Genomic DNA, 13,086 nt, shown 5'->3' on the forward strand with positions numbered 1-13,086 from the left:
GATCCGCCGAGATCGACCGGCCAGGACTAGCCGGCGTGGAGGGCGAGGGTCGGGGAGAGTCGGGAGGCCCGGACGGCCGGGTAGAGGCCTGCGACCGTACCGATGAGCAAGGTGGCGGCGAAGCCCCCGGTGACGGCCCACAAGGGGATCACCCAGGGCAGGCCGCCCGAGGCGGCGAAGGCGTAGGTGGCGGCCGCGCCCAGGGCCACGCCGGCCAGCCCGCCCAGTCCGGAGAGCAGGAGGGACTCCGTCACGAACTGGAGACGGATCTGGCCCCTGGTGGCGCCCAGGGAGCGGCGCAGTCCGATCTCGTGGCGCCTCTCCAGCACTGAGATGATCATCGTGTTGGCGACCCCGACGCCGCCGACCAGGAGTGCCACCCCGCCCAGTCCGAGCAGGAGGTCGGTGAACGCCCCCTCGGTGGCGGCCTTGGCCTGGAGTGCCGCGGAGGGGTCGGTGACCTGCACGTTGTGCGGGTTCTGCGGGTCGACGGTGCGTGGGATCAGCGCGCGGACGGCGCCGACCGTCTGGTCCGTCGACCGTTCGTAGATCTGGGTCGGGTGGCCGTCGAAGCCCAGCAGCGCGCCGGCGCCGTCCCAGCCGACCAGGGCGGCCCGTTCGATCTCGGGAGCCAGCGGCAGCGGGTCGAGGATGCCGATGACGGTGAAGTACTGGCCGCCGATGTGGACCTGCTGGCCGGGGGCGGCGATGCCCAGGCGCCGGGCCGCGACGTGTCCGAGAACCGTCGACGGGTAGCGCCCGTTGGCCTCGTTGAGCCAGGTGCCCGAGCCGACCGCGCCGCGCACGACGTCCAGCAGTCCTTCGGTGGCGGCCTTCACGGTGATGCCGCCGGTTTCGTCGTTGGGGATCTTCTCACTGCGTCTGACGGACTGCGCCAGGTCCCCGGTCGCGCCGACCTGCTCGACCCCGGGGACGCGGCTCAGCATGCCGATCGACTCCTCGGGCAGCTTCACCTTCTCGCCGAACAGCCCCTGCCCAGGGGATGCCACCAGCAGGTTGGTGCCCAACTGGTCGAGCTGCCTGAGGAGTTGGGCCTTACTGGAGGAGGAGATGCCGACCACCGCGATCATGGTGGCGATGCCGATGGCGATGCCCAGCGCGGACAGCACCACCCGCAGCGGCCGGGTGCGCAGGCCGGCCGAGCCGACGTGGAGGACGTCGCGGGGGCCGAGCCGGGCCGGGGAGAGCCGTGTGCGACTCATCGCTCCCCACCCCGATCGGCCGGGTCTGCGGCGCCCGTGCGCAGATCCGCCACGACGCGGCCGTCGCGGATGCGGACCCGGCGTGGCAGGCGCTCGGCGATCTCGCCGTCATGGGTGATCACCGCGATGGTGGCACCCTCGGCGTTGAGGTCGTACAGCAGCTCCATCACCGCTTCGCTAGAGGCGGAGTCCAGCGCGCCGGTCGGCTCGTCGGCCAGCAGCAGGTCCGGTTCGCCGACCACCGCCCGGGCGATGGCCACCCGCTGCCGCTGGCCGCCCGACAGCTCGTGCGGACGGTGGTGCATCCGGTCCGCGAGCCCGACCCGCTCCAGGGCCAGGGCCGCGCGCCTGCGGCGCTGGGCGCGCGGCAGGCCCGAGTAGAGCAGGCCCTCGGCGACGTTGTCCCGGGCGCTGACCCCGGCCACCAGGTGGAAGGACTGGAAGACGAAGCCGATGTGCCGGGCGCGCAGGGCGGACAGCCTGCGGTCGGAGAGGGCGGCGACGTCGTGGCCCGCCAGGGTGACGGATCCGGCGCTGGGCCGGTCCAGGGTGCCGACGATGTGCAGCAGGGTGGACTTGCCCGACCCCGAAGGGCCGACGATGGCGAGCAGTTCGCCGCGTCCGATGCGCAGGTCCACTCCGTGCAGCGCCGTGACCCCGCCCGGATACTCCTTGGTGACCTGGTTCAACTCGACCACCGCGCTCATGACTTGGGCACCCCGACCTTCATCCCCTCGGTCAGCTCGGTCCCGCCGACCTCGACCCGGCCCTGTCCGAACATGCCGAGCTGGACCGGGACTTCGCGCACCTTCCCGTTCTCCACGACCTGGACGCCGAAGCCCCCGCCGGACAGCGCGAGCAGTGCGTTGACCGGTACGGTCAGCACGTCCTTGTGGACCTCGCCTTCGAGCTCGACGGTGACGGGCGCCTGGTCGAAGCCCTCCGCCTGCCCCGGGTCGTCGAAGACCACCCGGGCGGTGATCTTGGCGGGCTTGTCCGGGGAGCCCTGCTCCTTGCCGTCCTCGCCGATGGTGCGGTCCACGGAGGCGACCTTGCCCTTGGCCCTGCCGCCGCCGGGCAGGTCGACCTCGACCCGGGTGCCGGGCTTGGCGAGGTCGGCCCGGGAGACCTCGATCTTGATCTGCACCTGCCGTTCGGAACCGGTGGCGGTGAGGACCGGCTTGCCGGGAGCTGCCTGGTCGCCGACGGCCGCGTCGTTCTTCTTGATCCGCACCGGAGCGGGCGAGAAGACGATCTGCTCGGGGCCGATCTCGCCGGTCTGGGCCAGGCCGTGGGCCTTCTGCCAGCGCTTGACCGCTTCCGCCGTACCGGCGGTGAACTTCTCGTCCGCGGCCAGCCCCTTGCCGTAGCCCAGGTCGCGGAGGTTCTCCTTCAGCTGTCTGACGTCCGGCCCCTCGTCGCCGGCCTTCAGCGTCCGGTACATCGGGCGCTCGCCGACCATGAGCCGGACCTTCCGGCCGTCGACCTCGTAGAGAACCCCGTCGCGTTTCACCACCGCGCCGGCCTCCGGGAGCCAGGTGAGGGTGCCCGGCACACCGGCGTTGATCCGGCGCTCCTCGGCGTAACCGAGGACCCCGTCCACCCTGGTCCGACTGCTCAGGTCCTGCCGCTCCACCGAGCCCGTGCTCGGCGGCAGCCCGTCCGTGCGGTCCACGCCGGCGTTGCCGCCGCCTCCGGTCTGCGAGAGGGCCGTGACCCCGCCCGCCAGCGTGACCGAGGTGGCCAACACGGCGATCAGGTACGTCCGGCGGCTGCGCCCGCGCTCACTGCGCATTCTGACCACTGCACGCCTTGTTCGCCTGGTCGAACCTGTCCTTCTCGGCGCCCTCCGGGATCTTCATCGCCGATCCCGACATCGCCGAGTCGCCGTCGAACTTCGGGTCCGGCATGTCCACACCGTTACCGCGCATGCACCGGGCGAATTCGAGGGCCTTGTCCTTGTCGGCCTGGGACATCTTCGCGCCACCCGCGCCACCGACTCCCCCGCAGGCCTTGAGGGCTTCCGCCATCTTGTCCTGGCCGCCCTCCAGGACCATGGCCCGCGGGTCCTGGCCCGGCTCGGGCTCCTTCACCTGGGCGCCGTGTTCGCGCAGACACTTACGGTGCTCGTAGGCCTGGTCCGCCGCCGCGCCCTTGCCCGACGAGTCCGAGCCGCCGCCCCCGCCGGAGCCCGTGGCGCCTCCGCCGCAGGCCGTGGCGAACAGCGCGATCCCCGCCACCAGCGCGGCCGCCGCGCCGTACCTGTGGTTCCGCATGTGGTTCCGCATGGAATTCCTCCGTGTCCGATGACCAGTGGCCGATGACGAGTGGCCGATGACCAGTGGCCGACCACTCCGGCCACGCAGAGGCTGGCACGCACCCGCATTTCGCCGCTGTCAGCCGAGACCTTTACGGCGACGAAAGGTGGGTCTCAGGTACACCTGGTGTCATGCGTGTACTGATCGTGGAGGACGAGGAATTCCTGGCGGACATGATCGCCGAGGGATTGCGGCGCGACGCCCTGGCCGTCGACGTCGTGTACAACGGCGCCGACGCGCTGGAGCGGCTGAGGCTCACCGACTACGCCGTGCTCGTGCTCGACCGCGACCTGCCCGGGGCGCACGGCGACGAGGTGTGCCAGAGCGTCGTCGAGCAGCGGCTGCTGACCCGGGTGCTGATGCTCACCGCCTCCGGTACCGTCCGCGACCGCGTCGACGGCCTGGACCTGGGCGCGGACGACTACCTCACCAAGCCGTTCGCCTACGAGGAACTGCTGGCCCGGGTCCTGGCGCTCGGCCGCCGCACCCACCCCGCCCTTCCGCCGGTCATCGAACGTGCGGGCATCACCCTCGACACCGCTCGCCGCCAGGCCTTCCGGGAGGGCCGCTACCTCGCCCTGTCCCGCAAGGAGTTCGGCGTCCTGGAGGTGCTGATGCAGGCCGAGGGCGCCGTGGTCTGCGGCGAGGACCTGATCGAGCAGGTGTGGGAACGGAACATGGGATACCGCACCAACGCGGTCCGGGTCGTCCTCAGCAAACTCCGCGCCAAGCTCGGCGAGCCCTCGGTCATCGACACCGTGCCCGGCCACGGCTACCGCATCGGCGTCCCGGCATGAGGCGCTTCGCCGCGGTCGGCCTGAACCGGCCTCCGCTGCCCGGCCGACCTCGCCCGCGGCTGCCGGGCGGGGAACGGGGCCGGCTGACCATGCTCTACGGCGGGCTGCTCGTCCTCGCCGGGGCCATGCTCATCTTCCTGGTCAACTTCCTGGTCCGGGAGGGCCTGTACACCTCGATCAGCACGGCCGTCGCCGTCGAACCGCGACTGGCCACACTGGCGACCCCGGACCCCGCCGCGGCGAAATCCCTCACGATGGGAACCGCTTCACCCGCGAACGCTCCACCCGGAACCGCCCCCGCCGACAGCGGACAGTCCCACTTCCAGGCCGTCAAGGTCGTCACCCAGGCCGCCGAGCAGGCAGCCCAGAACCAGCTGCTGACCGTCTCCCTGGTCGCTCTGGCCGCCTTCGCCGTCATCTCGGTGGCGCTCGCCTGGTGGATGTCGGGGCGGGTGCTGCGCCCGGTGGCGGTGATCACCAACACGGCGCGGCGGCTCTCGGGTGAGAACCTGCACGAGCGGATCGCCCTCGACGCACCCCCGGGCGAGCTCAAACAGCTCGCCGACACCTTCGACGCCATGCTCGACCGCATGGAACAACTGGTGGGTGCGCAGCAGCGGTTCGCGGCCAACGCCGCCCACGAACTGCGGACTCCGCTCGCGGTGCAGCGGGCCGCGGCCGAAATCGGGCTGGCCACCGAGGACCCGGCCGCCGTCGCCCGGGTCCGCCGCAAACTGATCGAGGTCTCCGAGAGCAGCGAACGGCTCATCGAGGGCCTGCTGTTGCTGTCCGTCTCCGACCAGAGGCTGGACCGGCGCGAACCGGTCGCACTGGACGAGCTGGCCCGGGCGGTGGCCGCCGAGTGCGACGCCTCGCAGGAAGCCCGGGAGAACCGCGTCACCGTCCGGACCGACACCGCCCCCGTGTCCGTCGAGGGTGATCCGGTGCTGCTGGCACACCTGGTGCGCAACCTGGTCGGCAACGCCCTGCGCTACAACCACGACGGCGGCCGGGTCGAGGTCGGCGTGCACGACGGTGTCCTGGAGGTCGCCAACACCGGCCCCCAGGTGCCGCCGGAGACCGTCCCCTATCTCTTCGAGCCCTTTCGCCGCCTCCGGGAGCGTCGGCACAGCCCGGGTGAGGGCGCGGGCCTGGGCCTGTCCATCGTCGCCTCCATCGCGCGCGCCCATCACGCCGTCGTCACCGCCGTCCCCGCCAGCACGGGCGGACTGCGGGTCCGGGTCGAGTTCCCCACGGCCTGATCCGGCGGCCCGGGGGGCCGGGCGCGGAGCAGCAGATCCGCAGGGCGGGGGCACTGCTCGGGGAAGCTGAAGGTGTAGCCGTTGGACGTGGGGTTCCTCACGCGTTGGCGGGGGTGGCGACTGTTCGGCGGAGTCGGCCACGGCGACGGCGACGGAACCACCGTCCGTCGCGCGGTTTCCGGGCCTGTGAGCTGTGTATGAGCGTTTCGCAACAACCTCGCCGATCCCTGCTCCACGGCCCCCTGCGCAGGTCGGAGGGCCGGATACTGGTGGATATGTCACGGGTACTGCTGATCGAGGACGACGCGTCGGTGCGCGAGGCACTGGCCCTGGGCCTGCGCCGCCAGGGCCACGAGGTGCGGATGGCCGCCACCGGCGAGGACGGCCTGGAGCAGGTGTTCCGGGAGCCTCCGGAGATCGTGGTGCTGGATCTGATGCTGCCCGGGATCGACGGCTTCGAGGTGTGCCGGCGGCTGCGCGCGCACGGGAGTGTCCCGGTGATCATGCTGACCGCGCGAGGGGACGACATCGACACCGTCCTCGGCCTGGAGTACGGGGCCGACGACTACGTGGTCAAGCCCGCGCAGTCCAGGGTCCTCGACGCCCGGATCAAGGCCGTCCTGCGCCGCACCACCAACGTGTCCCCCGCGCCCGGGGTCGCCGAGCCGGTGCGGGAGGTGCACGGCGACCTGGTGCTGGACCGGGCCGCGCTGACCGTCGCCAAACGCGGCACCCCGCTGCCCCTGGCACCCGGCGAGCTGCGCCTGCTGCTGGAGCTGTCCGCCGCGCCGGGCCGGGTCTTCAGCCGGGAGCAGCTGCTGGACTCCGTCTGGGGCCTGGGCCGCCAGGAGGACATCCGCCTGGTCGACGCCGGGGTGAACCGGCTGCGCGCGAAGCTGGAGGACGACCCGTCCGCGCCCCGCTACCTCCAGACCGTGCGCGGTTTCGGCTACCGATTCGGACCCCTGTGACCGCCCCGCCGCACACACCGGAGCACCCCTCGGCCGAAACCCGGACGCGCGGTGCCGCGAACGGCACCGCCCGTGCCGACGGCCGGCCGGACCGCGCCGACGCCTCCCGCTTCCTCCGGTGGCGCCGGGCCGTCCTGGGGCTGCGTCCGCGGATGCTCGCCGCGTTCGTCGCCACCGCCGCCGTCAGCGCCCTGGCCACCTCCGCACTCATCTACCAGGCCGCCACCGGCTCCACCCTCGACCTGACCCAGGACACCGCCCTGGACGAGCTGCGCCGCCGCGTCGACGTCCTGGCCCCCGCCCTGCCCTTCCCCCCGACCCAGGCCGAACTCGACCGCCTGTCCCTCCGGCTCTCGGGCACCGGCGGCTTCCGCGACTGGCACGTCCTGGCCCGCTACGGCGCCGCCCACTCCGAGTGGACCGCCGCCGTCACCATCCCGGCCGCCCTCCAGGACACCGTCGGCTCGGGCCACGGCGCCTTCCAGCGATTCACCGCCGACGGGCACTCCTGGCTCGCGGTCGGCATCCCCGTCACCCACACCACCCGCACCACCGCCGGCCCCGCCGGCCCCGCCGCAAGAGCCGGCGACCTGTCCGGGCTGACCGTCTACGCCCTCCTGCCCCTGGACCGCGAACAGGAGGCCACCAGCACCCTGCTGGCCGCCGCCACCGGCGCCGGCGTGTTCGCCGCCGTACTGGCCGCCGGCCTCGCCCTGCTCGCCACCCGCCAGGTCCTGCGCCCCGTCCGCGCCCTGGGCGACGCCGCCCAGGCCCTCGCCCAGGGACGGCTCGACACCCGCCTCGCCGTCTCCGGTCACGACGAACTCGCCCAGCTGTCCAAGACGTTCAACCACACCGCCCGCACCCTCCAGGGCACCATCGAGGAGCTTCGGGCGGTCGAGAGCCAGGGCCGCCGGTTCGCCGCCGACGTCTCCCACGAACTGCGCACCCCGCTGGCCGCCATGGCCGCCGTCACCGACATCCTCGACGAGGACGCCGAACACCTGCCCGCCGACACCGCGACCGCCCTGCGCATGATCAGCAACGAGACCGGCCGCCTCACCCGCCTGGTCAACGACCTCATCGAGATCTCCCGCATGGACGCCGGCGCCGCCCCGCTGCGCACCGAGGACGTGGACGCCGCGGAAGCCGTACGCGCCACCCTCGACCTGCGCGGCTGGAGCGACCGGATCGAGCTGGACCTGCCCGCCGCCCTGCCCGTCCGCCTCGACGCGCGCCGCTTCGACGTCATCGTCGCCAATCTGGCCGGCAACGCCCTGCGCCACGGCCGCCCGCCCGTACGCCTCACCCTCACCACCCGTGACCCGCGGCCGGGATCCGACCTGGTGCTGACCGTGACCGACCAGGGCCCGGGCATCCCGCCCGCCGAACTCCCGCACCTGTTCGACCGCTTCTACAAGGCCGACAGGGCCCGCACCCGATCCGAGGGCAGCGGGCTCGGCCTGGCCATCGCCCAGGAGAACGCCCGCCTGCACGGCGGCTTCATCGAGGCCGCCAACGCGCCGGGCAGCGGCGCGGTGTTCACCCTCGTCCTGCCCCGCGGACCCCTGACGAAGGACGCCCCATGACCATCCGCCTCCGCTCGACCGCCGCAGCGGCGCTGCTCCTCACGGCCTGCGGCTGCGCGATCCCCGACACGGCGGGCGCGGTGAAGTCGGGCAAGGCCGCCACCGGGATCGAGTCCGGCACCCGGCTGTACTTCCTCAGCCCCCAGGGAATCCGCCTGACGATCAGGCCGGGCACCGAACGCGAAGGCCTCCAGCAGACCCTGGACACCCTCATGGCAGGCCCCACCCGGACGGAGCAGCACACCGGTCTCGGCACCGCCCTGCCCGCCTCCGGCAAGGTCACCGCCGCCGGCGAGGACGGCACCGTCACCCTGCGCCTGTCCTGGCCGACCTCCGCGCTGAGCCCCTACGCCATCCAGCAGCTGGTCTGCACCGCCGAGGACGCCCCCGCGACCACCGCGACCGCCCCCCGGATCGCCGTGGTCAGCAGCGACGCCCCCGGACCGGTCTTCGCGCAGTGCGACCTCCACCACACCGGCTGAGTCCGACGGAACCCGACCCGGAAGGTGGCACGAGGCCTCGCCACGCGCCTCGGTGAGGACGCCCGCCCGCCCGGGCCCAGCGGAGCCGGATCACCGGCACCGGCTGCCTGCCTGCCTGCCTGCCCGCCCGCCCGCCCGCGACGGTCTGCGACAGGTCCCGAAGCCCGGCCCGAACGCACGCAGGCACAGCGCGGATCCGGCCACCGCGCCTCAGGGAAGGGACAGTTGGGTGACGTCCACGACGGCACCCGGCGCCGTCGGCGCGATCAGCGGCAGCACCAGCCACAGCGCGGCGAGCGCGCCCACGGTGCTCACGGCCGCCAGGACCCCGGGGCGGCCGCGGGCCCAGCGGACCCGGTAGCGGACGGGGTCCTCCAGCAATGCCTTCGACCCGGCCGCGACCGCCACCGCCAGCCCACCCAGCCACAACATCCGGGCCCAGCCCTCCAGGCGGGGACCAGCGTGGTCCAGGAGCAGGATCAGCGGCCAGTGCCACAGGTACAGGCCGTACGAGAGCCCGCCCAGTACCGTCAGCGGGCGCCAGCTCAGCACCCTGCCCAGCGGGGACGCCGGGACGTGCGCGAGCAGGGCGATCAGCGCGGCCGCCGCCGCCGAGTGCAGCAGCAACCCGCCGCGGAACAGGACGAGCTGCCCCGTCCCCGAGGCCAGCGCCCACCCGGCGGCCAGCAGGCCCGCCGGGATCAGCGCCAGCCGGCCCGCGGCGGGCCCCGGCAACCGCGCCACCCGCAGCCGCACCGCCGGAGTGGCCGCGAGCGCGCCGAGCAGCAGGGCGAACACCCGGGTGTCGGTGCCCTCGTAGACCCGGGTGGTGTCCATCGGGTCGACGAGCAGCGCCATCAGCGCCGCGGACACCAGCGCACCGACCAGCGCCACGCCGGCCACCGCGCCGGCACCCGCGGTCCGGCGCGGCCGCAGCAGAAGCAGCACCAGCGGTGGCCACAGCAGGTAGAACTGCTCCTCCACCGCGATGCTCCACAGGTGGGTGAACACCCGGGTCGGGTTCGCCTGGAAGTAACCGACCTGCGCGTCGACGAAATGCCAGTTCGCGAGGTTGGCCACCACCCAGGGGGCGTCCTGGTGCGCGAAGCGGGCCATGGCCGCCGTGCCCAGCACGGAGGCCAGCACCAGCGCCGAGCCCAGGGCCAGGGCCAGGGCGGGCATCAGCCGCCTGGCCCGGCGGCCCCAGAAGGCCGCCAGGTCGATCCGGCCGCCGTTCTCCCCGGCCTCCCGCAGCAACAGCCCCGTGATGAGGAAACCGGAGAGCACGAAGAACAGGTCGACCCCCAGGAACCCGCCGGGGAAGTCCCCGAGGTGGAACAGGAGGACCCCGAGGACGGCCAGCCCGCGCAGGCCGTCCAGGGCCGGGACATGGGAGCGGCGGGAGCCGGAGCGCGCGGCGGTCCCCGGGCCCGGCCGGCGGCGGGACACGCGCGCGTTCCACCGCCGGGCCGCCGGCGAGGCGGTCTTCATCTCGGACACCGGCTCAGGCGCAGTTCAGCTGGGCGAACACGTCCGACTTGGTCCAGTCGCCGTTGGCCCAGCTCTTGGGATCGGCGGGCGAGAACCCGGCCAGCTTGCCCACCTCGGTGGTGAACCACTGCGCGAACTTCGCCGTGCCCTGCTGGCAGGAGTGCGTCCCGTCGTTCGAACGCTGCGCCTGCGGGGCCTTGAAGTCGGTGCCCCACAAGGCGGAGGCGTCGAGGAAGAAGGCATCGCCGGGGTGCACGGCGACGGCCGCCTTCGCCGCCCCCGGAGCGGACTCGATGTCGGCCCTGTGCGGGGCGTAGAAGTCGTCGCCCGTGTCGAACGGCGGAGTGGTGACGATCACCAGACGGGCACCCGCGGCCTTGACCGTGTCGATCAGCTGCTCGTACGCCTGCTGCTGCGCCTGCGGGCCGCCCCAGTCGTAGGTGGTGATCTGGTAGGCCACCAGCTCGGGGCGGACCGACGCGAGCCGGGAGGCGACGTCGCCGCTGGACATCGCCACCGGTCCGACCGCTGCGCCGCCGCCGTCGGCGGCGACGGAGGTGAGCTCGATGCCGGTGGACTTGAGCGCGGCGGCCAGCGGCAGGGCCTCCCCGACGGCGATGGAGTCCCCCATCCACAGGATCCTTGAGGGCTTCTTCAACCCTCCGGCGCCGGGCACCGACGACGGCCGCTCCGCGCCGGCCCCGGCCTTCGCCGGCCCCGGGCCACCCCCGTCCTCGGCCGGGGAGCTTCCGCAGGAGGTCAGGGCGAGGGCGGCGGCGAGGACGGCCGCGCAGAGGACGCCACCCCGGCGCAGGCCGCGGCCAACGGCGTGGGTGTCGTGGTCATGGGACGTTCGGTGTTCGTAGGTCATGCGGAAGAAGCTAGGAGACCTCTTTTCGCGCCGTTTGACCGTTGTGTCACCGCGGTTCGACGGCCTCATGAGCATCCCGTAACCGACGTCCCCGAGGGGCGGGTCCAACGCGTCCACACGGCGTGGCCGGTGCCGATGACGAACACCTCCCGGCAGCCGTCACGGAAGTGGTACGTCGCCGTGCCGCCACGGCAGGCGCCGGCACAGGTGCGGTGCTGCCGATCGTGGTGTTTCGAACGGCCCGGAGACGGCACGAGGGCCTGTGCCCGCACATCTGCGCGGGAACAGGCCCTTCGTGGGTCACTCCGGTTGCCCCTGTCCGGCCCCCGGGGTGAGGGGAAGCCGAGTGGTCGGCTTAGTACCAGTGGTTGGCCTGCCAGAAGTTCCAGGCCGCGTTCGGGCTGCCGTAGCGGGTGTTCATGTAGTCCAGCGACCACTTGATCTGGGTGGACGGGTTGGTCTTCCAGTCCGCGCCGGCCGAGGCCATCTTGGAGGCCGGCAGCGCCTGGCCCAGACCGTACGAGCCCGAGCTCGGGTTGGTCGCCGTGACGTTCCAGCCCGACTCGTGGGAGATGATCTGGCTGAACGAGGCCAGCTGGTCCGCCGGCACGATCTGCGCGGCGATGGCCTGCGGGGAGGCGTCCGCGGCCGAGGCGACGGCGGGGACCACGGCGGCACCCAGGGCGGTCACACCGGCGGCACCGGCAAGAATCACGGCAGTGGTACGCATGCGGAACTTGAAAGCGGGCATAGAGAGCAAGACCTCAATCAGTTGGGCCGGCGTCACTCCCCGCCTCGACCGTGGCCGGACAGGGGCCGAACGGTCGCGGGGTGTGACTCGGCGGTAAGCCGTTCACCGGTGGGACAGGAGCCGGTGTGGCTGGCGATGAATGCCAAGTTGCCAGACCGGATCGGCGCCCGCCAAGACCCCTTCGCTACGATCCGCCGTCGTAGCGAAGCGACCGGCACTGGTTCGAGAGGCGGGCCACCCGGAGCGCGCCGACCCCGCTTCGCCTGCGCAAACACCCCCCAATAACCCACTAAATAGTTGCAAAATAGTGCAAAACGGACACCACTATCCGTCGTCGTACGCCGCATTCGCATGTGAGCGCACTCACGGCCCCAGCCCCGGCGCCATCACCGACCGGCCCGCCGCCACCACGCCGAGTCACCACCGATCGGCCGCCATTGAGACCGCCACCACACCCGGCCGACGCGGGAACGGCACCACAGGGCCTCGCCACAGCTGTCGGCCCCCTGGTCGGCAGGGCGGCGGTCGGGCACAGGGCGCGAAGCCGTCACGGAATCCCGGCCGGCCGCCGAGACGCCCGTCCCGCCGGCATACCCCGCTCCGAAGACGCCCCGGCGTCGTTCGTGGCCGGGTGCGAGTCGCCGGGCATCTCGCATCTCGACGCGGCCCATGCGGCCCATGTCGTTCGTGGCCGGGCATCTCGCATCTCGACGCGGCCTATGCGGCCTATGCGGCCGGCGAAAGCCCCGAGGGTTTCAGGCGTACAGCGCGATCCTGGGCTGGACCGTGCCCGGGCCGGCCTTGACGACGGTGAGCCGGTACCGCTGGGTGAGGGTGTGATGGCTGTGGAGGACCAGTTTCGCCCGGGTGAGGTCGGTGTACAGCGTTCCCGTCTGGCTGGCCAGCCGCACGGTCCTCCAGTGGCCGCCGGTCAGGACCTCGAGCTTGATGTCCGTCGGGGCGAGGAAGGGCCCGTTGTCCGGTGACTCGACGAGGATCTGCGGGGCGACGGTCCGGTCCGCCGACGAGTCGTTGTGGTAGGTGACAGTCATCGGGTGCGCCGCGTGGTCGGACGGCAGCGGCCGGTCGGGCAGGCCGACGAACGAGGCCGGCGCGACAGCGGCCACCACCTGCGGGGCGAGGGCCCCCGTGGCGAGCGCCGGCGACGGCATCGTGAACGGCGCGGCCAACACGGCGGCGAGGGCGGTCGGGGCCAGAGCCCGGCGGAGGACCTTCCAGGTGGGCATGGCGTCTCCTTCGGTCATCGACGGCGCTCCCGGGAAGTTCACCGGCGGCCGGGCGATCACCCGCCCACCGAGCGCATCCACGGC

13 protein-coding genes are annotated in these 13,086 nt (G+C 72.9%); 5 read left to right on the forward strand and 8 right to left on the reverse strand.

The window, feature by feature from the left end; genetic code table 11:
• Positions 1-26: 26 nt before the first annotated feature.
• From AB0O19_RS18300 to AB0O19_RS18315, 4 genes are read right to left on the reverse strand one after another with little or no spacing between them, the layout of a single operon-like run.
• Positions 27-1,223, reverse strand: coding sequence for an ABC transporter permease (locus AB0O19_RS18300; RefSeq protein WP_363620596.1), 1,197 nt, complete (start codon positions 1,221-1,223; stop codon positions 27-29).
• Entirely contained in the window at positions 1,220-1,930 is a 711-nt protein-coding gene (locus AB0O19_RS18305) for an ABC transporter ATP-binding protein (RefSeq protein ID WP_363620598.1), read from the reverse strand. Before AB0O19_RS18305 ends, AB0O19_RS18300 begins: the two co-directional genes overlap by 4 nt.
• Entirely contained in the window at positions 1,927-3,018 is a 1,092-nt protein-coding gene (locus tag AB0O19_RS18310) for a peptidoglycan-binding protein (protein ID WP_363620600.1), read from the reverse strand. The genes AB0O19_RS18305 and AB0O19_RS18310 overlap by 4 nt, the downstream gene beginning before the upstream one ends.
• Positions 3,008-3,499: a hypothetical protein gene (locus AB0O19_RS18315; RefSeq protein WP_363620601.1), complete on the reverse strand. Its 492-nt coding sequence runs from the start codon at positions 3,497-3,499 to the stop codon at positions 3,008-3,010. The genes AB0O19_RS18310 and AB0O19_RS18315 overlap by 11 nt, the downstream gene beginning before the upstream one ends.
• A 173-nt stretch (positions 3,500-3,672) precedes the next feature.
• Between AB0O19_RS18315 and AB0O19_RS18320 the strand changes: the two genes are divergently transcribed.
• The 5 genes from AB0O19_RS18320 to AB0O19_RS18340 all read left to right on the forward strand — a co-directional run bounded on the left by AB0O19_RS18320 (position 3,673) and on the right by AB0O19_RS18340 (position 8,642).
• Positions 3,673-4,338, forward strand: a complete 666-nt coding sequence (locus AB0O19_RS18320) for a response regulator transcription factor (RefSeq protein WP_363620603.1) — start codon at positions 3,673-3,675, stop codon at positions 4,336-4,338.
• Positions 4,339-4,427: 89 nt separating this feature from the next.
• Positions 4,428-5,600 carry an ATP-binding protein gene (locus tag AB0O19_RS18325; RefSeq protein ID WP_363620820.1) on the forward strand — a complete coding sequence of 391 codons (1,173 nt, stop codon included), beginning with the start codon at positions 4,428-4,430 and terminating at the stop codon, positions 5,598-5,600.
• Positions 5,601-5,875: 275 nt separating this feature from the next.
• Complete coding sequence (locus tag AB0O19_RS18330) at positions 5,876-6,571, forward strand: response regulator transcription factor (protein ID WP_363620604.1); 696 nt, start codon at positions 5,876-5,878, stop codon at positions 6,569-6,571.
• A complete protein-coding gene (locus AB0O19_RS18335; RefSeq protein ID WP_363620606.1) occupies positions 6,568-8,160 on the forward strand; it encodes a HAMP domain-containing sensor histidine kinase in 1,593 nt (530 codons plus the stop codon). The genes AB0O19_RS18330 and AB0O19_RS18335 overlap by 4 nt, the downstream gene beginning before the upstream one ends.
• Entirely contained in the window at positions 8,157-8,642 is a 486-nt protein-coding gene (locus AB0O19_RS18340; RefSeq protein ID WP_363620608.1) for a GerMN domain-containing protein, read from the forward strand. Before AB0O19_RS18335 ends, AB0O19_RS18340 begins: the two co-directional genes overlap by 4 nt.
• A 210-nt stretch (positions 8,643-8,852) precedes the next feature.
• On the opposite strand, the gene AB0O19_RS18345 is transcribed toward AB0O19_RS18340, so the two are convergent.
• From AB0O19_RS18345 to AB0O19_RS18360, 4 genes are all read right to left on the reverse strand, one after another.
• Positions 8,853-10,133 (reverse strand): acyltransferase, encoded by a 1,281-nt coding sequence (locus AB0O19_RS18345; protein ID WP_363620822.1) that lies wholly within the window; start codon positions 10,131-10,133, stop codon positions 8,853-8,855.
• Between the two features lie 13 nt (positions 10,134-10,146).
• On the reverse strand, positions 10,147-11,004 hold the full coding sequence (locus AB0O19_RS18350; RefSeq protein ID WP_363620610.1) for an SGNH/GDSL hydrolase family protein: 858 nt from the start codon (positions 11,002-11,004) through the stop codon (positions 10,147-10,149).
• Between the two features lie 355 nt (positions 11,005-11,359).
• Positions 11,360-11,734 carry a transglycosylase SLT domain-containing protein gene (locus AB0O19_RS18355; RefSeq protein ID WP_363587236.1) on the reverse strand — a complete coding sequence of 125 codons (375 nt, stop codon included), beginning with the start codon at positions 11,732-11,734 and terminating at the stop codon, positions 11,360-11,362.
• A gap of 776 nt (positions 11,735-12,510) precedes the next feature.
• The gene (locus tag AB0O19_RS18360; protein ID WP_363620612.1) at positions 12,511-13,002 is read right to left on the reverse strand and encodes a signal peptide protein; all 492 of its coding nucleotides are present in this window, start codon (positions 13,000-13,002) and stop codon (positions 12,511-12,513) included.
• Positions 13,003-13,086: the final 84 nt, after the last annotated feature.

This window comes from Kitasatospora sp. NPDC091276, assembly GCF_040684355.1.
GTDB lineage: Bacteria > Actinomycetota > Actinomycetes > Streptomycetales > Streptomycetaceae > Kitasatospora.